Source organism: Parvimonas sp. C2 (assembly GCF_035282405.1).
Lineage (GTDB): Bacteria > Bacillota > Clostridia > Tissierellales > Peptoniphilaceae > Parvimonas.
The window spans coordinates 373,196-397,207 of sequence record NZ_JAYKBP010000002.1 but is presented as its reverse complement, the minus strand read 5'-3'; the positions used below and the strand labels follow the sequence as shown (position 1 = coordinate 397,207).

Sequence of the window (24,012 nt, the reverse complement as noted above, 5' to 3'; positions counted from 1 at the left end):
TTGTGGTAAAATATATTTAAGTTAAAATTAATTTATGGAGATATAATATGATTTTTGTTGAAAATAAAAATTTTGATCCGGCTTTAAATCATGCAATAGAACTTTATTTAATGGAAAATTATGATGAAGATATTTTTATGCTTTGGAGAAATAGGCCTTGTATTTTGATTGGAAGATATCAAAATATTGATTTGGAAGTCAATTTGGATTTTACAAATGCAAATAATATGGATGTAATCAGAAGATTATCCGGTGGTGGTGCAATATATTGTGATACGGAAAATATGCAATATAGTTTTATAACTAAAAAAACCGGAGATGACGTGGATTCATCTTTTAAAAAATTTGCAAAGCCAGTTGTTAATTTTCTGAAGTCTTTGGGGCTTAATGCAGAATTTACGGGAAGAAATGACATTCAGATAGACGGAGCAAAGGTCAGTGGAAATGCCCAATATCAAAATAAAGAAAAGATTTTACATCATGGTACTTTTTTATTTAAAGCAAATTTATATAATCTAAGCAATTCTTTAAAATCAAGAGATATAAAATTTAAAGGGAAAGCTGTACAATCTGTAAGATCCAGAGTAGGATTTATAGGAGATATGATTGATATGGATGTTGAAACTTTTATGGATAAGGCTATTGCATATATAAAAGATGAATACAAAATTACCAATATTACAACTTTAAGCACGGAAGAGATGAAAAAAATTTATGAAATTAGAGATTCTCTTTTTGCAACAAAAAACTGGAATTATGGAAATGGCTCTTTGAAAAAAAATAGAAAAGCTGAAAAATATTCTTGTGGGGTTGTAGAAATAGGTCTTGATATTGAAAACGGGAGGATTAAAGACATTTCCATTGAAGGAGATTTCTTTAGTGAATTGGGTATAGATAGATTGTGTGGTATATTAAAAGGAGTTCAATGTTCGAAAAAGTCAATTGAAGAGGCTCTTAAAGATATTGAAATTGACAGATATATCAAGTCAATGGATAAAGAAGTTTTTATTGATGATATAACTAAATTATTTTAAGAGGTGTAATATGCTGAGGAAAAAAGCAGAAATAATGAGAAAGCCTGAATGGTTAAAATTAAAAATTCAGGGAGATAAAAATACAACTGATGTTGAAAGTATGATCGAAGGGTTGAAATTACATACTGTTTGTCATGAAGCAAATTGTCCTAATAAAATGGAATGTTATTCAAGAAGGACTGCAACTTTCATGATTCTTGGAAGAAACTGTACAAGAAATTGTACTTTTTGTAACGTAACAAGACATACACCAGACCCTGTAGATTTGGATGAACCTGAAAATCTTGCTAAAGCAGTTCAAATTTTAGGATTAAAACATGCTGTAGTAACATCGGTAACAAGAGATGATTTACCAGATGAAGGGGCAAATCAATTTGCAGAAGTTGTAAGACAAGTTAGGAAGTACAATCCTGAAACTACAATAGAACTTTTAATTCCTGATATGTCAGGACGAAAAGAACTAATGGATATAATTTATGAAACAAAACCGGATGTTTTAAACCATAATGTTGAAACAATTCCTGCATTCTATCCAAAAGTTAGACCTGCTGCAAACTTTCAAAGAAGTTTAGAGGTTTTAAAATATGCAAAAGAATGTGGACTTAAAACAAAATCAGGACTTATGGTAGGTTTTGGAGAAACTGAAGAACAAGTTGTTGAAGTTTTCAAGGCTCTTAGAGATGTAGGATGCGATATGGTAACTGTAGGACAATATTTACAGCCGACAAAATTCCACATTGCTGTTAAGGAATATGTACATCCTCAACAATTTGACAGATATAGAGATATAGCTTTTAAAATGGGGTTTTTGAGAGTAAATTCAGGTCCATTGGTAAGAAGTTCATATCATGCAGAAGCGATTTAATTTTTAAAACTCATTTTTACAATTGTGAAAATGAGTTTTTTTAAAAACTATATTTATTAAGCAATTTGTGGTAAAATAAATATATATTGTGGTTACGGGGTGTTTTATGAAAGAATTTTATATGTATTCAAGTCTTGACAACAAGAAGTTGAGTTGTATTGATTTTTCTGAAAATTTAAAAAATCCGAAAATAGTTCTGCAAATTTGTCATGGAATGGCTGAACATATAAGAAGATATAAAGACTTTGCGCTATTTTTGGAAAAACAGGGAATTAGAGTTTTTGGAATGGATAATAGAGGACATGGAAAAACTTGTGAAGCTGAAGAAGAAAGAGGTCATATTGCCGACGAAGAAGGGGATATAAAACTTATTGAAGATGTTTACGACCTTAATAAATATATAAAAGAGCAATTTCCTAATAAAAAAGTTGTAATATTTGGACATAGCATGGGATCAGTTATAGTTAGAAATTTTTTAATTGAATATTCTGATTGTGTTGATGGTGCTATAATTTGTGGTACAACTGAACAATATGGAATGAAACACAGAGTTGCAATGTTATTAGCTAGAATTTTAACGAAAAGAAATGGGAATAAAAGAAGTAATTTTGTAAATAGACTTGGTTTTAAAGGATATAATTCCAGAATTAAAAATAGAAACACCGATTTTGATTGGCTAACAAGAGATGAAAAAGTTGTTGATAACTATATTTTAGATAAGGATTGTGGTTTTCTTTGCACGAATGCTTTTTTCTTAGATTTGATAACTTTGATAAGAGAAGCCTCAGATAAAAAGAATCTTGAAAATATAAATAAAGATTTACCTATATTCTTTATTTCTGGGAAAGCAGACCCTGTAGGAGCTTATGGAAAGGGAGTTTTAAAAGGATATAGAATGTATAAAAAAGCTGGCTTAAAAAATGTAAAAATAAAACTTTATGCACAAATGCGTCATGAAGTTTTAAATGAAATTGATAAAGATAAAGTTTATCTTGATATCTATAAATTTTTAGAAAATATATATGAAAATAACTAAGAGAGAATAAAGATGATTTTTAAGGAGGAAAAACATTGACAAAAAGACCAGAGTTTCAAGAAATTAAAACATTTGAAGAATTTTGTAAATATTATTGGTATCGTGAAGAACTTTCTAAAATATGTAAATTACTAGGTTTAGAATATAGAGGTACAAAACAAGAACTCAATTGTACTATTGAGGAGTATTTTAGAGGAAATATCATTAAAAAGGTAATAATAAAAAAAGAAAAGAAGAAAGTGGGAAATATTACTTTAGATACGCCATTACTTGAGTGTGGTTTTTCCTTTAATACAAAGTTTAGAGAATACTTTTCTAGTTTAACAGGAATTTCACCATTTAAATTTAATGCTGATATGGCGACATCTTGGAGGAAAGTAAAAAAAGATAAAGATTTGAATTTTACAATTCAGGATATGTTAAATGTGTATTATGGAAAATCGGATTATGCAAAGTATGATAATTCAGTATGTGAATGGAATCAATTTTTAAAAGACTTTTGCTCTGATAAATCTAGTTTAGATTATTCGAATAAGTTAAAAGTTGCTTCTATTCTTTGGAAAGAGGTTAGAGATTCGAAAAACGAAAAAAAATATTCGAGAAAATTGTTGGATAAATATTCTCATAAAGTAAAGGAATATCGAAAATAAATACCTACTAATCGGCATAATAAAGGAATATTAATTCGGAAAGACTTATTATTCTTTTTTAAAATTAAAATGAGAATATTAGCTAATAAATAGATATTGACAAAAGAATTATTTACTGTTATTATATTGATGTAATATTGATAACTCAAAGAGAAAGAGCACATAGGGTTCCGAAGATTTTTCTTGCAGGTCCAAGCTGTGCAGGTGCTATGCACTACACCTAAGGGAGAAAAGCCCAGAAGGTAGGTTTCGCTTGAAGCCTACTTTTTGGGCATTTATTTTTTTAGTGGTTATTTTTTAAGAGTTATTTTTGTTTTTGTAAAAAAATTTTTAGGAGGAAGTATGAGCACATTTTTTGAAAACTTTTTCAAACTCAAGGAACACAAAACAACTGTTAGAACAGAGGTTTTAGCAGGTATTACTACATTTATGACTATGGCGTACATATTAGTTGTAAATCCTACAGTTTTATCTCAAGCTGGAATGGATAAGGGTGCTGTATTTACAACAACAGCTATTGCTTCATTCATAGGAACAGTTATAATGGCGCTTCTTGCAAATTATCCTTTTGCATTAGCACCTGGTATGGGTTTAAATGCTTACTTTACTTATACAATTGTAATTGGTAAAGGATATAGCTGGCAATTTGCATTAACAGCTGTTTTATTGGAAGGGATTATATTTTTAATTTTAACTTTTACAAAAGTTAGAGAAATGATTGTAAATGCCATGCCATATTCACTTAAACAAGCGGTTAGTGCGGGTATTGGTATTTTTATCGCATTTTTAGGACTGTATCAGGCAGGACTTGTTAAACAAGGGAAGGGCATACCTCTTGACTTAGGAACAATTACAAGTACTACTTCATTAATTACAATTTTTGGTATTTTATTTACAATTTTCTTACTTGTAAAAAAAGTTCCGGGTGCAATTTTATTTGGCATGTTAGCTACAACAGCGGTGTCAATAATTTGTGGAGTTTCTGAACTTCCAAATGCAATTATAGGTAAACCATCAAGTATAGCTCCTATTTTTATGAAATTTGATTTCAGCAAAGTTTTATCAACTGAAATGTTTGTAGCTCTTTTTGCCTTCCTATTCGTCGACTTGTTCGATACAGTAGGAACTCTTGTAGGAGTTGCATCAAAAGCTGATATGTTAGACAAAGATGGAAATTTACCTAGAGCAAGACAGGCTCTTTTTGCTGACTCAATAGGAACAACAGTAGGTGCAATGCTTGGGACATCAACAGTAACTACATTTGTTGAAAGTGCATCTGGTGTTGCTGAAGGAGGAAGAACAGGACTTACTTCAATAGTTACGGCTCTTCTTTTCTTATTGGCTTTAATTTTCCAACCTATTTTTGCAGTCATTCCGACTTATGCAACATCTTCTGCATTAATTGTAGTAGGATTATTTATGATTACAGTAATTAAGAAAATTGATTTTGAGGATTATACAGAAGCTCTGCCGGCATTTTTAACTATTATTATGATGCCTCTAACATACTCAATAGCAAATGGTATTGTTTTTGGTATAGTTTCATACGCAGTATTAAAATTGGTTTCAGGCAGAGGAAAAGAAGTTTCTCCAGTGGTATATATTTTAGCTTTATTGTTTATATCAAAATTTGTAGCAGAAGCATTTATGTAATAATAAAATAATATCTTATAAAATGAGTCTTTAAGGCTCATTTTTAGTTGATTATTTAAATGAAATATAGTATAATTTAACTTATGTTTAATTGAATTAAGTAATATTATTATGAGGTGGAAGAATGATTAGTGTAATAGATTTAAGTTTGAGTTTTCAAGGACAAAAACTTTTTGATGATGTAAATTTATCTTTTACTCCGGGAAATTGTTATGGAGTAATTGGAGCAAATGGAGCAGGAAAGTCAACTTTTCTTAAGATTTTAGAGGGAAGACTTGAACCGGATACCGGAAGTGTTGCTATAAAACCGAATACTCGTATGAGTTTTTTGGAACAGGATCACTTTAAGTTTGAAGATGAAAAAGTAATTGATGTTGTAATAATGGGTAATGCTCGTTTAATGGAAATCATTAGAGAAAAAGAAGTCATTTATGCGAAAGAAGATTTTTCAGATGAAGACGGAATTTTAGCTTCAGAGCTTGAAGCAGAGTTTGCAGATATGGACGGCTGGAGTGCAGAGGCAAATGCTTCTTCTCTTTTACAAGGTCTCGGTATTGGAACTGAATTACACGAGAAAAAGATGAGTGAGCTTTCAGGTAAGGAAAAAGTAAAAGTTTTACTTGCAAAGGCACTTTTTGGAAATCCTGAAATTTTAATCCTTGACGAACCTACAAACGACTTGGATATCAAGAGTATTTTATGGCTTGAAAATTTCCTTATGGACTATGAGGGAACTGTAATTGTAGTTAGCCACGATAGATATTTTTTAAATAATATTTGTACTCATATGGTTGATATTGATTTTAGAAAGATTAAAATTTTTGTTGGTAATTACGATTTCTGGTATGAATCAAGTCAACTTGCAGCACAGATGTTAAAAGACCAAAATAAGAAAAAAGAAGATAAAATTAAGGAATTACAAAACTTTATTGCAAGATTCTCTGCAAATAAGAGTAAGTCAAAACAAGCTACAAGCCGTAAGAAATTACTTGATAAAATTCAAATTGAAGATATTCAACCTTCAACAAGACGTTATCCTTTTGTTGGTTTTGAAATGGAAAGAGAAGTTGGAAATCAAATTTTAGAAGTTAATGAAATTTCAAAGACAGTTGAGGGAAGACTTGTTTTGGACAAAGTTTCATTTATGGTAAATAAAAATGATAAAATTGGTTTTATTGGAGATGAGCTTGCAATTACAACTCTTTTTAAAATTTTAGCAGGAAAGATGGAAGCTGATAGTGGAAGTTTTAAATGGGGAGTTACTACTTCAAGATCTTATTTTCCAAAGGACAATACAGAATTCTTTAAAGACACTCCTTATAATTTGATTGACTGGTTAAGACAATATTCGACAGAGCAATCTGAAATTTATATTAGAGGATTTTTGGGAAGAATGTTGTTTTCAGGAGATGAGGCTTTAAAACCTGCTCAAAAACTTTCAGGGGGAGAAAAAGTTAGAATGATGTTATCATATATGATGCTTAAAAATTCTAATGTTTTGATCCTTGATCAACCGACAAATCATTTGGATCTTGAAAGTATTATTAGTTTGAATAATGGGCTTAAAGCATTTAAGGGAAATATCTTATTTGCAAGTCATGATACTGAATTCATGAATACAATCGCAAATAGAATTATTCATATTGAAGAAAATGTATTTGAAGATAGACTTATGACTTATCAAGAATATATTGATAGATTTGTAGAAGGTCAATAATTATTAAAAATTAAATAACTTTAGAGGAAAATCCGAGTATATGCTCGGATTTTTGCTTTGAAATTAATACAAAAATGTAATATTTTCTAAAAAATTCTGAAATTTTATAGAAATATTTGTAATAATTTTTCTAAAATGCTATACTAAAGGTCATTTAAATTAGAGTTTTATTTTATATGAATATTAGAAAAACTACTCAAAATTTTGTTTCATTACTAATACCGTAATCCAATTAAAACTATTATTTAAGGAGGAGATAGAATGTCTACAGAAAATATTATAAATGAAAATAAAGTAGAGAATAAAGAAGATAAAACTAGTCAAAATAATGAAGTGGGAACTAAATCTAATAATAAATCTACTTTTTTAAAAACTTTAGGTTATATTTTTTTATTTATAGTTTGGTCAATATTTTGTCTTTTTTTACGAGCATGGAGTGTTGTAGCCGGATTGCCTTATGATTCAATTGAATTTCGTGAAAAAGCACCTGTTTTATTAGCAGTTACAACTTTTGTATACTATGCAACTCCAATAATATGGATTGCTGTTCCACTTATAGTTATACTTTATATAATTATAAAAACACCTGATAAAAAGTAGAAAATTTTTATAGTATGAAAAAATCCGAGTATGAAAACTCGGATTTTCTTTTTAATAAATTTTATAGAAGGCTATTTAGCCTTATCTTTTAAGTAAAATTGTCCTTCGGTATGGAAAAATTCATCTTTTGCTTTTTTAATCTTTCCACTCATAAATATTAGTCCTATCATATTAGGAATAACTACAAGACCTAATGTTAAGTCTAGGAAAACTCCTGCATGTTTGAAAGAAAGAACAGCTGCTACAATTATCATTATAGTTGCAACAAATCTCATAATTTTTCCAACTTTTGTTCCAAATAAATATTCTGCAAGTTTTTCAACATAGAATACTATTACGATTATTGTAGAAAGAACAAATAAGAACAAAGAAATTGAAACTACTATACTACCGATATTTCCAAAAATTGAATTAAATGCTCTTTCAACAGCTATAGATTGATATTTTGGATTTTTCCATATTCCTGTTGTTAAAACTATAAGTGCAGACATTGTACAAACAATTATTGTATCAACAAATACTTCAAAAACTCCCCACATTCCTTGTCTTGCAGGATGATCTGTAATAGCAGTTGAATGTGCATAAGGTGCAGAGCCCATTCCTGATTCATTAGAGTAAACACCACGAGCAACTCCGTTTGTTATTGCTTTCTTTACAGCCCAACCTGCAGTACCACCGGCAATTGCTTTAGGGTTAAAAGCACCAACAAAAATCATTCTAAAGGCTTCAGGAACTTTATCGATATTAATAGCAAGAACTATAAATCCGAAGATTAAATAAATTAATGCCATAAATGGAACCAACATCTCAGTTACTTGACCAATTCTTTTAATTCCACCATAAACTACTAATATTACTAAGAAGAATACAAGTCCTATAGCAATATATCTGTGAACTCCCAGTTGTTCTAAAGGGCCTGTTGCAGCAAGAGTTTGAACAGTAATTGAAGGTAAAATTTCAATCATAAAGAAAAATGCTACAAGAGAACCTAAAATTTTTCCTGCTTTTCCACCGATACCATGTTGTAAATAGTAACAAGCTCCACCAACATATTCGCCTTCTTCATTTTTTTGTCTATAAAGAATACCGAGTACAATTTCACCAAATTTTGTTGCTTGGCCTACTATAGCAGTAATCCACATCCAAAGTATAGAACCTGGACCTGCTATAAAAATAATTGAAGGTACAACTACTATGTTTGCAGCTCCGATTGATGATGCGAGTGCTGCTGTTGCGGCTTGGAAAGGTGAAACAGTTCCTTCTCCGGATTTGTTTTTGCTAAACATTTTTCCGAAAGTTTGTTTCATGATATAAGGAAAATAGCGGATTTGAAAAAATCCCAACCTTATAGTTAAAAAAATCCCGCCACCCACTAACAAAATCAATAGTGGAGGTCCCCAAAGCCATTCGGCAAATTTGGACAATACTGAAATTAATGAATCCATAAAAAATTCCTCCTTATTCAATTTTCGAAAAACACTATGCTGAAATAATGTTTTCCTTAATTATATTATACAACTTTAATTCTAAAGAATAGGGACATAAAACCAGTCTAGTTTTGTAAAAATTGGTAAATTAAAAAGGTAAATTTTAATAAAAAACTGAAAATTCATTAATAAAAATCATTTTGTTATATTGATTAGTTGAATTGATTTTACACTAAAATTATATAATAATTTCCTTTAGTAAGAATAGTTAGTAGATTATACATCTTTAAGACATAAGTCAAAGAGCAGATGTTGAATACAATTAAGACGTATAGTATAATAATGTATAGATTATATAATAGAGAGGTCTTTTGTTATGTCTGATTTTTTTAGGTATTTTTGGATAGGATTTAAAGATATATGGCAATATAGTATTACAAGAAATGCTATGATATTTTTTTCTATCGCTTTTTTTATTATAATATTTCGTAGAATTTCAATAGCACTTCGAAGTGGGGGAAGTGTTTTTAGACCTTATCATATTTCAGGTGAAAATTTTTATATACACAATGCTCTCTATATTTTTGATAGAGTTATACCTTTAAATGAGGTAAAATCAATTGATGTGAAAAGATTTAGAGGGTAAAATATAGTGGAAAAAGATATATGCTAACTCTTGAATTAAAAAACGGGAAGAGTAGAGGTATTATATTCGGCAGAGATAAAGCCAATGATGAGTTAGTAAAAAACTTAAAAAAAGATACTAAAAAGCATAATATCAAAATTCATACATATTTGTTTGATTAGTTAAAGTAAGGAGAGAATATGAAAAATATAAAATTTCATAGTATTTATTATAGATTTATATTATTTATAATTACTTTTACCATTCTCGTTATAAATATGATAATAGCTGATAAAAACGCAATAATACAATTCTATAATTTTTATCTAGAACTATGGCAATTAAATTATATTTTTTTTGGAATTTTTATTGCCATTACAATAATTTTTACTTTTGTTGGTTGGAAATTTTATGTCTGTAAAGGAGGAATATACCTAAGAAAAATAGATTTATTTATTCCTTGGGAAGATGTTGATGCTGTAAGCCATGTTTGGATTAATGAATGGAGTAGAAAACCTCATGGGAGACAATATTTGTATAATAGAAAATCATTGGTAATTTACAGAAAAGACTATAAACCTATTTGCATTTATAATATTTCTTTATTAGCTTTATACACGATAAAAATTTTAAAATCCAGCATTAAGACCAACATTATTGTTGCTACATTGGCTACTATTTTTAACATAGCAGTTAATTTGGGGATACTTTATTATGTTTTTTATAGAAAATTGAAATTTATAGATATAAAAGTATTTTTAATATATATTAGTATTTATGCTATTAAGAGCTTGATAGTACCATTAATAATGGTTATGTACGAAAACAAAATACATGGACAATACTTATTTCATGATAACGCATATAACAAAAATGCATCAAAAGTAATTCATATTTAAGTATTACCGCATAGTATTTAAAAAAGTAGCCTACTATTGTAAACTACTTTTTATTGTGAAACAACAAGGTTCCCGGGCACCCACCCGATGTGAAGCAACGTGGAAGGGTGGGGTTCTTGTTTGCAATTTTCTTAAAATTTAATTGCAGAATATGAATATAGAGGATATTCTATTTCTTTTGATTCGTTAAAATATGCTCCTGCAACGTAAACCCAGTTAGGATTTTTTAAAAGTGTCCTTCCTTGGTAAATCATATCACAGGCATCGCTTTGAAGTAAGTATTCACATAAACCATAGTCTTCCAAAAGACCAACAGCAGATACAGAAAGATTTGCTTTTCTAATTTCTCTACTTAATTCTGCTTGATATCCCGGATATACTAAAGGACTTTTTGGAACAACACCACCACTTGAAATACTATTGAAAACAACTCCGTCTTCTTTTGCAAGTTTTAGAATCTTTATAATGTCTTCTAAAGAATTACCTTTTTCATCATATTCATTAGCAGAAACTCTAATATGAACATCTATGTCAATATTTTTAATTTCTTTTAAAATATCTCCTAAAAATTTATATCTTTTTTCTAAACTACCACCATATTCATCATTTCTTTGATTGGATAGGGGAGATAAAAATTGATTGATTAAATATCCATGTGCAGAGTGAATTTCTACAAAGTCAAATCCTGCTTGTTTTGCAAGTTTTACAGAATTTACAAAATCATCTTGTAAAGATATAATTTCATCTTTACTTAATTCTCTTGGAGCTTTTTCATCTGAAAAAGGAATAGCACTTGGAGCAATAATATAATCATAAGATGAATCTGCTTTTCTTCCTGCATGGCTTAACTGAATTCCAATTTTACAATCGTAATTATGAACTCTATCAACAAGCTCTTTAAAAGCTTTCATTTGAGTTTCATTATATAATCCTAAATCTACTTTTCTTATTCCACCTGTAGGATTAACCATTGTTGCTTCAACAATTATTCCTGCAACACCACCTAAAGCTCTTGCCACATAGTGATCAAAATGCTCCTTAGTTAAAACTCCATCTACAGTTTTTGTATGAAACATACACATTGGAGCCATAACAACTCTATTTTTAAATTTATTTCTACCTATTTCCATAGGACTTAAAAGTTTACTCATTTTAAAATACCTCCTAAATATTTATAGCTAATTTATACCCTAATTTTTTAGATAATGATTCTTTATTAAATTATTTCATATTAATCATAAATATAGCTTAAAAATGCACAACAAAAAAGCCGTTATTTTCATAACAGCTTTTTAGAAATCTATACTATTTTGTATATTTTAAGATTAAATCTTTAGCAGCCAATGTTTCATCAGGACGTTTAATTTCTGTGTCATGAGGTGCTGCATGAACTATTTCAGGATTTGTTTCTGCTTCTTTAGCAATTCTAATCAAAGATTCTGCAAATCCGTCAAGAGTTTCTTTTGATTCACTTTCAGTAGGTTCAACCATCAAAGCTTCATGAACAATTAATGGGAAGTATACAGTTGGTGGGTGATATCCCATATCCATTAATCTCTTAGCTACATCAAGAGTTACTAATCCATTAGGATTTTTCAATCCGCCAAGTACAAATTCATGTTTGAATTTTACATTTTCAGGAAGATTGTAGTAATCTCTTAGTTGATTTGCTAAGTAATTAGAGTTCAATACTGCATAATCACTTACTTTCTTCAATCCATCAGATCCCATTGATAAAACATAAGCATATGTTCTTACTAATACACCAAAGTGTCCATAGAAATCTTTCATCTTACCTAATGTCTTTGGAACATCATAAGATAAGCTATATCTTTCTCCATTTTTAACTACAATAGGAACAGGTAAAAAGTCTTTTAGGAAATCTTTACATCCAACATATCCTGCACCAGGACCTCCACCACCATGAGGAGTAGAGAATGTCTTATGAAGATTGTAGTGAATTGCATCAAATCCCATATCTCCAGGTCTAACATGTCCTAAAATTGCATTTGCATTTGCTCCATCATAATATACTAAACCGCCAGCTTCATGAACGATTTTTGTAATTTCTTGAATTTCTTTTTCAAATAGTCCCAATGTATTAGGGTTAGTAAGCATTAATCCAGCAGTATCGTCGCCAACAGCTGCCTTTAAAGCTTCAATATCAACTAATCCACTTTCACAAGATTTAATTTCAATTATTTTATATCCCGCCATTGTAGCTGTTGCAGGGTTAGTTCCATGAGCTGAGTCAGGAATTATAATCTTATCTCTTTGAAAATCTTTATTGTCTTCATGATATGCTTTAAATAACATAATGCCTGTTATTTCACCATGAGCTCCAGCTGCAGGTTGTAATGTGCAAGCATCCATACCTGAAGTTTCATTTAAGGCTTCTCCAAGTTCATACATCAATTGCAAAGCACCTTGAGCTCCACATTCAGGAATATTTGGATGAAGTGTTGCAAAACCTGGAAGAGCACACATAACTTCATTGATTTTTGGATTGTATTTCATTGTACAAGATCCTAAAGGATAAAATCCAGTATCAACACCAAAGTTTTTATTTGAAAGATTTACAAAATGTCTAACAACTTCAGGTTCAGAAACTTCTGGTAAATCAATTTCGCCATCATTTAAAAGTTCAGCAGGAATTAGCTCTTTAATACATACATCTTCAACATCCAATTCCGGTAATCTATAACCAATCTTACCAGGTTTTGATAGTTCAAATATTAATTTATCGTATTTCATATTATGCTTCCTCCAATACCTTACATAGTTTGTCAATTTCTTCCTTAGTACGTTTTTCAGTAACTGCAAACATAATAACATTTTCTAATTCGGGATAATACTTTCCAAGATCGAAACCACCGATTATTCCATTTTCAAATAACTTCTTATTTAATTCACAAATCGGTTTTTTAGCTTTTAATGCAAATTCTTTGTAGAATGGAGCATCAAAAACTTTTTCGAACTTACCTGTTTCTAGAAGTTTCTTGTAAAGATAATGAGATTTCTTTATACATTGTTTTGAAAGTTCTTTAAGTCCTTCTTTACCCAAAAGTTCCATATAAATTGCTGCAGTTAAAGCGTTGATACCTTGGTTGGAACAGATATTTGAAGTAGCTTTATCTCTCTTAATATGTTGTTCTCTGGCTGATAGAGTAAGAACCCAACATCTCTTTCCATCTCTATCAACAGTTTGTCCAACTATTCTTCCAGGAATCTTTCTTAAGAATTCTTTATTAACAGCCATAAATCCTAAGTATGGTCCACCAAATGAAATAGGGATACCTAATGATTGAGCTTCACCTACAACTACGTCAACATTACAGTCAGATGGTTTCTTTAAAGTTCCCAAAGAAGATGGGTCAACAGAAACTACTGAGTAACATTTTTTAAAACCATGTGCAAGTTCTGAAATTTTAGTTACATCTTCAATATTACCGAAGAAGTTTGGATTTTGAACTAGAACAGCACCAACTTCATCATTTAATTTTGCTTTTAAATCATCAACGCAAGTTACACCATTACAAGTTTTAACAACTTCCATTTCAATATGTTGAGCATGAAGGTAAGTTTGTAAAACTTCTCTTGACCAAGGTGCAATAGTTTCAGAAACTAAAACTTTTTTCTTTTTAGCATGATGAGCAGTCATAATTGCTGCCTCAGCTAAAGCTGTTCCTTGATCATAAAGTGATGCGTTTGAATATTCCATACCTGTCAAATTTGAAATCATAGTTTGGAATTCAAAAATGTATTGTAAAGTACCTTGACTGATTTCTGGTTGATATGGAGTATATGAAGTTAAAAATTCACTTCTGCTAATAATTGTTGGAATAACAGCAGGAATATAATGATCATAAGCACCGGCACCTAAAAATGTTGTATATTCACTTGAAGATGCATTTTTATTTGCTAACTTAGTTAGATAGTTATATACTTCCAACTCGCTCTTTGCTTTTGGAATATTCAATTCTCTCTTTAATTTCAATTCTTCAGGAATATCTGAGAATAAATCTTCAACAGAATTAACCCCAAGGCTATCTAACATATCTTTAACATCTTGTTCTGTTAGAGAAATATAAGGATACATATAGAATTTACCTCCTAATAATTTAATTATTTTTTAAGAAACTTTTTGCTGATTAATACAGCAGGAACTTTTTTATTTCTGATTTCAACTTGAACTTCATTTCCTATTTCAGCTTGATCAGCATCAACAATTACATTCGCAATAGTTTTGCCTAATGTAGGGGACATATAACCAGTTGTTACAAATCCAATTTCTTTATCGCCTTTAAATACTTTCGCTCCATGTCTTGCAATACCTTTACCAGTTAATTCGAGACCGATTAATTTTCTAGGAACTCCAGCTTCTTTCATTTTTGTTAAAGGAGCCTTACCTATGAAGTCAGCTTCTTGTTTTAATTTTACAAAATAACCAAGACCTGCCTCAAGAGGAGTGATAACGTCGTCCATTTCATTTCCGTAAAGTGGAAGAGCTGCTTCAAATCTTAAAGTATCTCTACAACCTAAACCACAAGGCATAACTCCATCTTCTTTACCGATTTTTAGGATTTCATCCCATAATTTATTCATATTTTCACCAGAACCATATACTTCAAATCCATCTTCGCCTGTATATCCTGTACGTGAAACCAAGAATTTTCCGCAATCTCCAAGTTCAACATTTTCTTTAAAAGTGAAGAATTTTATTTCGTTTGCCAAATTAACATTTTTAGCTAATTTTTGTAAAACTTTTTCAGCCTTTGGACCTTGTAATGCAATTTGTGCAGTTTCTGATGAGATATTTTTAATTTCTACATCATAGTTTCCTTTTTGTGCTAAAAACCAAGCAAAGTCCTTATCTGTATTTGCAGCATTAACTACAATATACATATCATCTTGACCTTTTCTGTAAACTAGTAAATCATCTACAACTCCACCCTTTTCATTACATAATAAAGAGTAAATAACTTGTCCATCACCAATAGTTGTTAAATCATTAGTGATTAAATGATTTACATAGTCAAAAGCATCTTTACCTTTAACAGTAACTTCTCCCATATGGGAAACATCAAATAATCCGGCGTTATTTCTAACCGCATGATGTTCTGGAGCTAATCCTTCGTATTTTACAGGTAGTAACCAACCTGCATAATCAACAACTTCTCCTCCATATGAAACGTGTTTTTCGTACAATGGTGTTTTTTGTGCAGCCATATCAAATTCCTCCTTAAATTTTAATAGAAATCAATTACCTCTCATAAGATAACTCCTTTCCTTTAATGTAATTATAGTATAAAAAAATAAAAAATACAATAGTCTTTTCATAAAAACATAACAAGTTTTTTATCAAAGTAAATTTTTTGTTTAAAAAATTAACAAAAAAGAGTTACAAAAAAAGAAAAACGTTTTTATTTTAACTTATAGATTTGTAATATATAAAAAATATAACATTAAAAGTTAGAAAATTATATAAAAATAGAGAAGTTTTTTATAATTTCCTTCAAATACTTTATCTATAATCATATAATTGATAAGAAGTAGTATAACTATTGGTAAAAAAATAAAAAAAACTAATTTTTTTAAAAGATTTTTAAAAAATTAAAATAAAATCAAATTTTTTTATAAATTTTTTTTAATTTTACAGAAAATATGTTACAAAAGTTAAAATAATCAAAAAATAATGACTTAATGTCAAATTTTTCTATTTGAAATAATTAATATATAACTAACTAAAAATTGGCTTGAGAAAAATATAAAAAGATTGTACTTTATAAAAGCAGATTGAAATTACGACTACACCCTTAAAAATTTAATATTATTAGCTGAAAAATAAATTAACACTAAAATATATTTGATTGATACTTTCATAAATGAGGATAGAATGTTAGATGTTTATAATGAAAGATGTTTAAATTTGATATTTTACATCAAAAGATTGATACAGAAAGTGATATATCATATTAAAGTCTAATAGAAAAACTACTAAAAAGTTTTCATTTATTATTGAACTCTGAAACTTCATATGATATAATAGCCACAATATTTGTTATAAAGTTAAAAGTGGTTTTCGAAATGAAATATTATCTGGATTCTTAAAAACAAAAAATAGAGATAAGAAAAATTACATAATTAATTATGTAGTATATGTTTTATAAAAAATTAAAAATTATCAAAAATATGGAGGGAAATATGAAAAGAACGAGAAAAATATTAGGATTTTTATTAGCATTATGTTTGGTACTTCCAATTGCACCACAGTATTTGTATGCAAAGGATTATAATATCAAATTAGAAGAAAAAGCTAATGAAAAAGTCCAAAAAAATAATGGGATTAATCAAGAAAATAATAACAGTGCTCAAAATAACAATAATGAAAATTCTAATTATAGCACAGAGGGCACAAATCCAATTATAATAATTCCGGGAATTATGGGAAGCAGATTGTTTACAAGTGAAGACTGTAATGATAATACAAAGGCTTGGGAGCCTAATGCGGGGTGGTTCCTTTATGATATTATAATGTTGAGAAAAAGATTAAAAGCAGAAAATCATTTATTTGTACGTTCATGTGAAAATCAACAAAAATATAGTGAAGGAGCTAAAGGTGGTTATGAACGTGAATATGGAGCTGATGGTACATATAAAACATTGGTAGATAGTATTTGTAAAAAATTTCCAAACAGAGAAGTCTATGTTTTTAGCTATGACTGGAGAAAAAGTAACTCAATAAGTGCTGAAAAACTGAACAAAGAAATTCAAAAAATTTTACAAGAAACAGGAAAAACGAAAGTTGATATAGTTGCACACTCTATGGGTGGACTCGTTGCTTCATCATATTATTCAAAATACGGCAGTGGAAAAGTGGATAAAATAATTACCTGTGGTACACCTTATGAAGGGGCTCCTAGTCTTATTAATGCAGTTATGAACTGGGATGTTTTAGGCAAACCTCAAGATAATATAGGAAAAAGAGATTTTTACGATTTAGTGCTTGGAACTTTAGGAGGAATGACAAGAAAAATAAAATCTTCATTTGATGGAGTTGTTGAGCTTATGCCTACTAAAAATTATGTAAGTAAATTCCCTATGAAACAAGACTCTTGGCTACCTTTCAATATTGGAGATTATGATTTAAGCTATAAAGAATATGTAAAGAGACACTGCAATAGAATATTTGGAAAAGAAAGATATTCATCTGCCGTAAATTTTCAAAATAGTATTTTAGAAAATGGACACAATAAATTACTTAACTATGATAAATCATATTTTCTTATAGGAACAAATCAAAAGACTATTACCTCAATAAAATTTCAATATTCTAGATTAGAAGAAAATTATGATGGGGTGGATAGAAGATACTATGAAACTGATTTGAATTACAGTACATTGGGAGATGGAACGGTACCATATTATTCAGCAAGTATCTCAGAGCAATTAGATAAATCTCAATATTATTCAAGAACGAAAGTTGCAAATGCAAATCATGGAGATGTTGTAGAAAAGAAAGAATGTATAGATTGGATATTAGATGTATTATCAGGTAATTCAGATAAAAGGTCATTGGAAAAGTGGAGTCTTCAAAATGACAAATCCACTGTTGATTTGTCAGAGGAAAGTCTTGCTGAACAATACTATGCCGTAATAAGAGTATCCGGTCCGGTAGATATAACAACAACGAAGGGTAATGAAGTGCTATCTTCAGATAAAAATAATTTAAAACTAAAATCAAAATATGGAAGATTAGATCTTTTAGGTAGAAAAAGAGATACAAAGATGCTATGTTTAGATGAAAATTCAGATATAAATATAAAATTAATCGGAAAAGACACAGGAACTATGAGGTACACAATAAGATATTTTGATAGAAATGATAAGTTATTGGATGAAAGAACTTTTGAAATATCTGTTACAAAAGATATGGTAATTAGAACCGGAATAAACAAAGATAAAGATACAGTTTTACAAATAGATAAAAACAAAGATGGAAAAGTTGATGAAAAGATTTCTGCATCAAAAAATGAAAATATTAAAAAATAGAAAAAATCAAGTGGGAGAATTAAATTCTCTCACTTCTTAAAAAGGGAGGTAAAAATGAATATATTATCTATATATAGTTTTTTTTCAATTCTATTTTTTAAAGGTGGTATAATAGATCTTGATCTTGTCATACCATTATGGGCTTTTTGGTTATTTCCTGTTTGTTGGATTGCTATTATACCAATTACTGCTGTATTATGTTCAATAGTAATGTATATATCTATGTTACGTTTGAAAATAAATAATCGTTTGAAAATACTTGGAAAAACAATAATAAAAGTAATTTTTTTTAGAGTATTATGCGATTTAATTGTTGTTGGATTTTTACTCTTACTTGAAACAAGACAAGATTTTATTAATCCAAAATCAGATTTTTATCATTGGTATAAAAATGTATTTCTAAGAGCATTAGAAAGAAATCCATTTTCGAATATATTTGCATTATTAGTGTTGTGTTCTATTATCCTATTATTAATGATTATAAATTATAAGTTGAATAAAAAATTTACATTTTCAAAACTTGATATAGAAGAAGAAAATAAGAAAAAATTAGCACTAGCCACAGCAATATTTACAGCACCATATATATTTCTTTTTCCTATAGAACTATTCATATATGACTAATCATAAAAGATATAGAGAATATGAGTTATACAATAAGATATTTTGATAGAAATGATAAATTATTGGATGAAAGAACTTTTGAAATATCTGTTACAAAGGATATGGTAATTAGAACCGGAATAAACAAAGATAAAGATACAGTTTTGCAAATAGATAAAAATAAATATGGAAAAGTTGATGAAAAAATTTCTGCATCAAAAAATAGAAAAAATGAAGTGGGAGAAGTAAATTCTCTCACTTCTTAAAAAGGAGGTAAAAATGAATATATTATCTATATATAGTTTTTTTTCAATTCTATTTTTTAAAGGTGGTATAATAGATCTTGATCTTGATATACCGATATGGTTTTTTTGGGTATTCCCTGTTTCTTGGATTGCTATTATACCAATAACTGCTATCTTATGCTCAATAGTAATTTATATATCTATGTATCGTTTGAAAATAAATGATTGCTTTTCAATCTTCGTAAAAACAATAATAAAACTAACTTGTTTTAACTTTTTATGTGATTTAATTGTTATTGTATTTATATATTTAGGAGGTTTTGGAATAGAGAGTATTACTAGTACCAATCCAGAATTTTATCATTGGTATAAAAATATATTTCTAAATGCTTTACAAAGAAATCCTTTTTCGAATGTATTTTCATTGCTATTCTTGAGTTCTATAATCCTATTGGTAAGGATTATAAATTATCAATTAAATAAAAGATTTACATTTTCAAAACTTGATATAGAAGAAGAAAATAAGAAAAAATTAGCATTATCCATAGCAATATTTACAGCACCATATATATTTTTCTTAACTACAAGCTAATTCATATATGACTAATTAGAAAGTGTATAAAACTATGAATGAAGGTATTTTTACATTTGATGTTTTTAGGGTATAAAATTTTTATAAAATAATTACATAATAAATAATTAGATGAGCAAATAGAGGAGGACATTATGAAAAAAATTGGACTTTTGGTAAATCCTATTGCTGGAATGGGTGGTAGAGTGGGACTTAAAGGAACTGATGGAGCAGATATTTTAGAAAAAGCAATTTCTCTTGGTGCTGTTCAAGAAGCTCCTGAAAAGGCAAAAAAAGCTTTAGCTAAAGTTGTTGAATTAAAAGATAAGTTTAAAATTTATACTGCAAGTGGTCTAATGGGAGAAGAAGAATGTAAAGAGCTTGGATTAAATTATGAAGTTGTCTATAATTCAGCTGAAAAATCTTCAGTTACAGATTCAAGAGAGCTTTTGAAATACTTTTTAGAAAATGGTATTGAGTTGATTTTCTTTGTAGGTGGAGATGGAACCGCAAGAGATGTTTATTCCGTTATCGAAGATAAAATTGCAGTAATTGGGGTTCCTGCAGGAGTAAAAATTCATTCACCTGTTTATGGAAATACTCCTGAACAAGCTGGAAGTCTGCTTTTTGAAGTTATAAATGGTGTTGAACTACCTGTAATTGAAAAAGATGTTGTGGATATTGACGAAGATGCATTTAGAGAGGATAGAGTAGAAGTTAGACTTTACGGTTATTTAAAAGTACCTTTTGATCAAAGATATTTACAAAACAAAAAATCACAAACTCCTCAATCAGATAGCGATGCTCAAGTTTCAATTGCATGTGATATAATTGATGATATGAAAGATGATATCTTTTATATAATTGGATCAGGAACAACTCCTATGTACATTATGAAAGAATTGGACTTACCATACACTGTATTGGGTGTCGATATAATAAAAAATAAAAAACTTGTAAAAAAAGATTGTAGCGAAAAAGACATACTTGAAGTAATTGGAGATGAAAGAGCTATTTTGATTGTAACCCCAATGGGTGGTCAAGGATATGTTTTCGGTCGTGGAAATCAACAATTAAGTGCAAATGTTTTAAGAAAGATAGACAAAAAAGACATTATAATAATTGCGACAAATGGGAAATTGGAGAGTATAACATCAGGGCATCTAGTAGCTTATACAATGGATGAAGAAGTGGATAAAAAATTAAAAGGCTATTATAGAGTTAAAATCGGATATGAAAGAGAAAAAATGATGTTAGTGGATAATGAATAAAAAATTAGGCGATAGGAATATCGTCTTTTTTATTAAAAATATTTTTATAATTTTCTATTGACATAAATGAAATAAATTGATATGATATGAATGAATATAAAAATAAATTCATTCATATCATATTTTAAAGAAAGGAGATAAACCTATGTCAGAGGATAAAAAAATTCTTTTGAAAAAATCAGCATATAATGTTTTTTCAAAAAAAGGCTATAAAGCTACGGGCATTTCTGAAATAGCAAAAAAAGCTGGAATGGCTGTGGGTTCTTTTTATAATTATTATGATAGCAAGGAAGAAATATTTTTAGATGTCTATGTTGATGAAAATAATCGTGTACGACAAGTTATGATTGATGAAATTGACTGGAAAGGAGATATGGGAGAGCTTGTAGTTCAAATTTTTGCTTTGAGCCGAAAATTCGTTTCTTCAAATAAAATTCTTAGAGAATGGTATAATCCAATTATTTCTACTGAATTGCATAATTACTATTATTCCAAAGATGGACAAGATAGGAATCCATTCCATAAATTTTTAGTGGATACTTTTACTAATCGTATGTTGGCTGAAAATTATTCAGAGGAAAAAATTCAAGAAGTTCTTAAAGTTTATAAACTTTTTTACTATATGGATACACATATCACTGAAAATGAATTTCCAGAAATAAGTAAAACAATAGAACTTTTGGCAACTTATTTTGTAAAAGGACTTGAAAAATAATGAGTAGAGTTCTTTTTTTAAGAAACTAAATGAATGAATTTTTGCTTTTGTTCATTCATTTATAAAATAAATTCTATTATTATAAAATGAAAGGAAAAATTATGAAAGGACGTTCAAAAATGTTAAAAATTTTAATATCAATCTTAGTAATTGGTACTATTGCTTGCTTTATTACTTGGGGAATAATATCATATCTTGGTAGTACAGAAATATTACAAGTAAAATCAATTGAAAATACTGGTGGAAATGTATATCTAATTCGTTTAACAAAACCTCAAAAGAAGGGTTGGAAAGCAGGCTCTTATGCAAAGATTACTTTGCCAGAAGTTGAAAAGAAAGATAAAAGAACACGTTGGTTAACTATTACAAGTTTAGATAATGAAGATGAACTTGTATTACTAACAAAAAATAGCGGAAGTGCTTTTAAGAAAAATTTAACAAGTTTATCACAAGGTTCAGAAGTAAAAATAAGTTGGATAGGCTCTAAATTAAAAATTAAAGATGAAAATTCACCACTTGTACTTTTTGGATCAGATGTAGGTATTGCTACTATAAGGCCTATTGTAAAAGAGTGGGCAGGGAAGAGGGAAATTATTTTAAATCATTTTGATAAAAATGTTTTGGCTTTTGATAACGAACTGTCAGATTTATCTTCAAAAAATGAAAAGTTAAATTATAGTAGAAGTAATAGCCTTGAACAAAGTAAGGAAAAACTAGAAGAGGCTGTAAACAAATATGGAAATAAAGCAATTTATATTTTAACTGGACAGCCAGATGATGTTGAATCAATGAGTAAATATCTAAAAGAAAAAGGAATTGATAATAAGCAAATTAAAATAGATAAGTTTAGAGGTTTAAAATAAATTTTTTTAATCTAATTTTTTAGAAAATTTTTAAAATAATGGAGGTTTAATTCTCCATTATTTTTTATTCATTTTTATTTAGTACTACCTTTTTGAACTAAAGTGTGTTATAATAATATTGTCTAAGGTTCCTGTCTGATTATGCCTACAGAATTTATAAGGGATTACGGAGTTCTTACTTTGATGGCAGCTCTGTTATGGAGAAACCGTGAGATTTAAGACAGTTTGCCCACCTTCAAATATGAAGGTTTATATAATGACAGGGACCAAAAGACTTTATTAATAAATAATAATTAGGAGGTTTTTTATGAGCTTAGTAAAGTATATTGAACAAAGACGTTTAGAAAAAGAAAGAGAAGTTAGAAGAAAAATAAGAAAAGAAAAATTAACAAGTGCTGCAAAAATTGCTGCAGGAGTTGCTGTTGGTGCAGGAGTTGGAATCTTGTTTGCTCCTAAGTCAGGAAAAGAAACAAGAGAAGATATTGTCAAAGCAACTAAAGAGGGCGTTGGATATGTAAGTGAAAATGTGAATTGTGCAGTTAAGGCTGTAGCTGAAAAAGCTAGAGAAGTTAAAGAAGCTGTTGGAGAAAAATATGATAATTTCGCTAATAGAAATATGACTGAAATATCTCCTGAAGTTGACGAAATAGATGTTACAGAGATAGCTGAAACAACAGAAGAATAGTGAGGGAAAAATGGTAACTATTGATTTAGATTTAACTTTAAGAGTTATTCTTTATTTAGTAGCGATAGTTTGCTTGTTAGCATGTATTTGTTTCTTTATTAAATTGATAAAGGTTTTTGGAAAAATAAATACGATTTTGGAAAAGAGCGAAGAAGGATTAGTTTCAAGTGCCGAAAAATTGCCAAGTTTAGTTGAAAATGCTGATAAGGCTATTGCTAATGCTAATGAAATTCTTGAAAAGACAGATGAAATTTTAGCCGATACAAAGGATAATATAACTGAGAGTGTCGAAAACATCAATTTAACTCTTGAAAATGTAAGAGATATTACTGATGATGTTACAACATCTACTAGATTTGTTGCAGAACAAGTTGTTGATACTACACTAGACATTAGAGAAAATGTCGATATGATGGTCGACAAAGTAGATATGATTATGAATATTATAGAAACTATTAAATCTTATTTTAAGAAAAAATAATTTTTATACTATCGACTTTT

The 24,012-nt window shown here is 28.9% G+C and carries 23 protein-coding genes; 18 read left to right on the top strand and 5 right to left on the bottom strand.

Annotated elements, in window-relative coordinates; all coding sequences use genetic code 11:
• The first annotated feature begins 47 nt into the window (after nucleotides 1-47).
• From VJI95_RS04900 to VJI95_RS04870, 7 genes are all read left to right on the top strand, one after another.
• Nucleotides 48-1,034: a lipoate--protein ligase gene (locus VJI95_RS04900; protein WP_324010458.1), complete on the top strand. Its 987-nt coding sequence runs from the start codon at nucleotides 48-50 to the stop codon at nucleotides 1,032-1,034.
• Between the two features lie 10 nt (nucleotides 1,035-1,044).
• Entirely contained in the window at nucleotides 1,045-1,899 is an 855-nt protein-coding gene (gene lipA / locus VJI95_RS04895) for a lipoyl synthase (RefSeq protein ID WP_323999271.1), read from the top strand.
• 106 nt (nucleotides 1,900-2,005) lie between these two features.
• On the top strand, nucleotides 2,006-2,935 hold the full coding sequence (locus tag VJI95_RS04890) for an alpha/beta hydrolase (protein WP_324010457.1): 930 nt from the start codon (nucleotides 2,006-2,008) through the stop codon (nucleotides 2,933-2,935).
• Nucleotides 2,936-2,970: 35 nt separating this feature from the next.
• Complete coding sequence (locus VJI95_RS04885; RefSeq protein WP_324010456.1) at nucleotides 2,971-3,585, top strand: SAP domain-containing protein; 615 nt, start codon at nucleotides 2,971-2,973, stop codon at nucleotides 3,583-3,585.
• A 342-nt stretch (nucleotides 3,586-3,927) separates the two neighbouring features.
• Entirely contained in the window at nucleotides 3,928-5,238 is a 1,311-nt protein-coding gene (locus VJI95_RS04880; protein WP_324010455.1) for an NCS2 family permease, read from the top strand.
• A gap of 124 nt (nucleotides 5,239-5,362) precedes the next feature.
• Entirely contained in the window at nucleotides 5,363-6,955 is a 1,593-nt protein-coding gene (locus tag VJI95_RS04875; protein ID WP_324010454.1) for an ABC-F family ATP-binding cassette domain-containing protein, read from the top strand.
• Between the two features lie 261 nt (nucleotides 6,956-7,216).
• Nucleotides 7,217-7,555: a hypothetical protein gene (locus tag VJI95_RS04870; protein WP_324010453.1), complete on the top strand. Its 339-nt coding sequence runs from the start codon at nucleotides 7,217-7,219 to the stop codon at nucleotides 7,553-7,555.
• Between the two features lie 71 nt (nucleotides 7,556-7,626).
• Here the strand turns inward: VJI95_RS04870 and VJI95_RS04865 are convergent, their stop codons facing one another.
• Nucleotides 7,627-9,000 carry an alanine/glycine:cation symporter family protein gene (locus VJI95_RS04865; RefSeq protein ID WP_324010452.1) on the bottom strand — a complete coding sequence of 458 codons (1,374 nt, stop codon included), beginning with the start codon at nucleotides 8,998-9,000 and terminating at the stop codon, nucleotides 7,627-7,629.
• A 358-nt stretch (nucleotides 9,001-9,358) separates the two neighbouring features.
• Between VJI95_RS04865 and VJI95_RS04860 the strand changes: the two genes are divergently transcribed.
• Nucleotides 9,359-9,628, top strand: a complete 270-nt coding sequence (locus tag VJI95_RS04860; RefSeq protein ID WP_324010451.1) for a hypothetical protein — start codon at nucleotides 9,359-9,361, stop codon at nucleotides 9,626-9,628.
• 179 nt (nucleotides 9,629-9,807) lie between these two features.
• The gene (locus tag VJI95_RS04855) at nucleotides 9,808-10,506 is read left to right on the top strand and encodes a hypothetical protein (protein WP_324010450.1); all 699 of its coding nucleotides are present in this window, start codon (nucleotides 9,808-9,810) and stop codon (nucleotides 10,504-10,506) included.
• 131 nt (nucleotides 10,507-10,637) lie between these two features.
• Here the strand turns inward: VJI95_RS04855 and VJI95_RS04850 are convergent, their stop codons facing one another.
• From VJI95_RS04850 to gcvT, 4 genes are all read right to left on the bottom strand, one after another.
• The gene (locus tag VJI95_RS04850; protein ID WP_324010449.1) at nucleotides 10,638-11,657 is read right to left on the bottom strand and encodes an oxidoreductase; all 1,020 of its coding nucleotides are present in this window, start codon (nucleotides 11,655-11,657) and stop codon (nucleotides 10,638-10,640) included.
• 154 nt (nucleotides 11,658-11,811) lie between these two features.
• Entirely contained in the window at nucleotides 11,812-13,260 is a 1,449-nt protein-coding gene (gene gcvPB, locus VJI95_RS04845; protein WP_323999247.1) for an aminomethyl-transferring glycine dehydrogenase subunit GcvPB, read from the bottom strand.
• A gap of 1 nt (nucleotide 13,261) precedes the next feature.
• Nucleotides 13,262-14,605, bottom strand: a complete 1,344-nt coding sequence (gcvPA, locus tag VJI95_RS04840; RefSeq protein WP_324010448.1) for an aminomethyl-transferring glycine dehydrogenase subunit GcvPA — start codon at nucleotides 14,603-14,605, stop codon at nucleotides 13,262-13,264.
• A 26-nt stretch (nucleotides 14,606-14,631) separates the two neighbouring features.
• Complete coding sequence (gene gcvT / locus VJI95_RS04835) at nucleotides 14,632-15,735, bottom strand: glycine cleavage system aminomethyltransferase GcvT (protein WP_323999245.1); 1,104 nt, start codon at nucleotides 15,733-15,735, stop codon at nucleotides 14,632-14,634.
• Nucleotides 15,736-16,710: 975 nt separating this feature from the next.
• Between gcvT and VJI95_RS04830 the strand changes: the two genes are divergently transcribed.
• The 9 genes from VJI95_RS04830 to VJI95_RS04790 all read left to right on the top strand — a co-directional run bounded on the left by VJI95_RS04830 (nucleotide 16,711) and on the right by VJI95_RS04790 (nucleotide 23,992).
• Complete coding sequence (locus tag VJI95_RS04830; RefSeq protein ID WP_324010447.1) at nucleotides 16,711-18,558, top strand: lipase family alpha/beta hydrolase; 1,848 nt, start codon at nucleotides 16,711-16,713, stop codon at nucleotides 18,556-18,558.
• Nucleotides 18,559-18,612: 54 nt separating this feature from the next.
• Nucleotides 18,613-19,182, top strand: a complete 570-nt coding sequence (locus VJI95_RS04825; protein WP_324010446.1) for a hypothetical protein — start codon at nucleotides 18,613-18,615, stop codon at nucleotides 19,180-19,182.
• A 20-nt stretch (nucleotides 19,183-19,202) separates the two neighbouring features.
• Nucleotides 19,203-19,427, top strand: a complete 225-nt coding sequence (locus VJI95_RS04820) for a hypothetical protein (RefSeq protein ID WP_324010445.1) — start codon at nucleotides 19,203-19,205, stop codon at nucleotides 19,425-19,427.
• Between the two features lie 13 nt (nucleotides 19,428-19,440).
• Nucleotides 19,441-19,998, top strand: a complete 558-nt coding sequence (locus VJI95_RS04815) for a hypothetical protein (protein ID WP_324010444.1) — start codon at nucleotides 19,441-19,443, stop codon at nucleotides 19,996-19,998.
• Nucleotides 19,999-20,132: 134 nt separating this feature from the next.
• Nucleotides 20,133-21,248 carry an ATP-NAD kinase family protein gene (locus VJI95_RS04810; RefSeq protein ID WP_324010443.1) on the top strand — a complete coding sequence of 372 codons (1,116 nt, stop codon included), beginning with the start codon at nucleotides 20,133-20,135 and terminating at the stop codon, nucleotides 21,246-21,248.
• A gap of 145 nt (nucleotides 21,249-21,393) precedes the next feature.
• Complete coding sequence (locus tag VJI95_RS04805) at nucleotides 21,394-21,963, top strand: TetR/AcrR family transcriptional regulator (protein ID WP_323999237.1); 570 nt, start codon at nucleotides 21,394-21,396, stop codon at nucleotides 21,961-21,963.
• Nucleotides 21,964-22,082: 119 nt separating this feature from the next.
• Nucleotides 22,083-22,826 (top strand): hypothetical protein, encoded by a 744-nt coding sequence (locus VJI95_RS04800; protein WP_324010442.1) that lies wholly within the window; start codon nucleotides 22,083-22,085, stop codon nucleotides 22,824-22,826.
• Between the two features lie 307 nt (nucleotides 22,827-23,133).
• Nucleotides 23,134-23,511 (top strand): YtxH domain-containing protein, encoded by a 378-nt coding sequence (locus tag VJI95_RS04795; RefSeq protein WP_323999235.1) that lies wholly within the window; start codon nucleotides 23,134-23,136, stop codon nucleotides 23,509-23,511.
• 10 nt (nucleotides 23,512-23,521) lie between these two features.
• Nucleotides 23,522-23,992 (top strand): hypothetical protein, encoded by a 471-nt coding sequence (locus VJI95_RS04790; protein WP_323999234.1) that lies wholly within the window; start codon nucleotides 23,522-23,524, stop codon nucleotides 23,990-23,992.
• The last annotated feature ends 20 nt before the right edge of the window (nucleotides 23,993-24,012 follow it).

Coding starts and splice junctions, on each gene's coding strand:
- VJI95_RS04815 (WP_324010444.1), top strand. CDS start 19,441: ATGAATATATTATCTATATATAGTTTTTTTTCAATTCTATTTTTTAAA.
- VJI95_RS04810 (WP_324010443.1), top strand. CDS start 20,133: ATGAAAAAAATTGGACTTTTGGTAAATCCTATTGCTGGAATGGGTGGT.
- gcvPB (WP_323999247.1), bottom strand. CDS start 13,260: ATGAAATACGATAAATTAATATTTGAACTATCAAAACCTGGTAAGATT.
- VJI95_RS04830 (WP_324010447.1), top strand. CDS start 16,711: ATGAAAAGAACGAGAAAAATATTAGGATTTTTATTAGCATTATGTTTG.
- VJI95_RS04880 (WP_324010455.1), top strand. CDS start 3,928: ATGAGCACATTTTTTGAAAACTTTTTCAAACTCAAGGAACACAAAACA.
- VJI95_RS04860 (WP_324010451.1), top strand. CDS start 9,359: ATGTCTGATTTTTTTAGGTATTTTTGGATAGGATTTAAAGATATATGG.
- VJI95_RS04805 (WP_323999237.1), top strand. CDS start 21,394: ATGTCAGAGGATAAAAAAATTCTTTTGAAAAAATCAGCATATAATGTT.
- VJI95_RS04855 (WP_324010450.1), top strand. CDS start 9,808: ATGAAAAATATAAAATTTCATAGTATTTATTATAGATTTATATTATTT.
- gcvPA (WP_324010448.1), bottom strand. CDS start 14,605: ATGTATCCTTATATTTCTCTAACAGAACAAGATGTTAAAGATATGTTA.
- VJI95_RS04790 (WP_323999234.1), top strand. CDS start 23,522: ATGGTAACTATTGATTTAGATTTAACTTTAAGAGTTATTCTTTATTTA.
- lipA (WP_323999271.1), top strand. CDS start 1,045: ATGCTGAGGAAAAAAGCAGAAATAATGAGAAAGCCTGAATGGTTAAAA.
- VJI95_RS04875 (WP_324010454.1), top strand. CDS start 5,363: ATGATTAGTGTAATAGATTTAAGTTTGAGTTTTCAAGGACAAAAACTT.
- VJI95_RS04800 (WP_324010442.1), top strand. CDS start 22,083: ATGTTAAAAATTTTAATATCAATCTTAGTAATTGGTACTATTGCTTGC.
- VJI95_RS04900 (WP_324010458.1), top strand. CDS start 48: ATGATTTTTGTTGAAAATAAAAATTTTGATCCGGCTTTAAATCATGCA.
- VJI95_RS04865 (WP_324010452.1), bottom strand. CDS start 9,000: ATGGATTCATTAATTTCAGTATTGTCCAAATTTGCCGAATGGCTTTGG.
- VJI95_RS04820 (WP_324010445.1), top strand. CDS start 19,203: ATGAGTTATACAATAAGATATTTTGATAGAAATGATAAATTATTGGAT.
- VJI95_RS04825 (WP_324010446.1), top strand. CDS start 18,613: ATGAATATATTATCTATATATAGTTTTTTTTCAATTCTATTTTTTAAA.
- VJI95_RS04870 (WP_324010453.1), top strand. CDS start 7,217: ATGTCTACAGAAAATATTATAAATGAAAATAAAGTAGAGAATAAAGAA.
- VJI95_RS04850 (WP_324010449.1), bottom strand. CDS start 11,657: ATGAGTAAACTTTTAAGTCCTATGGAAATAGGTAGAAATAAATTTAAA.
- gcvT (WP_323999245.1), bottom strand. CDS start 15,735: ATGGCTGCACAAAAAACACCATTGTACGAAAAACACGTTTCATATGGA.
- VJI95_RS04890 (WP_324010457.1), top strand. CDS start 2,006: ATGAAAGAATTTTATATGTATTCAAGTCTTGACAACAAGAAGTTGAGT.
- VJI95_RS04795 (WP_323999235.1), top strand. CDS start 23,134: ATGAGCTTAGTAAAGTATATTGAACAAAGACGTTTAGAAAAAGAAAGA.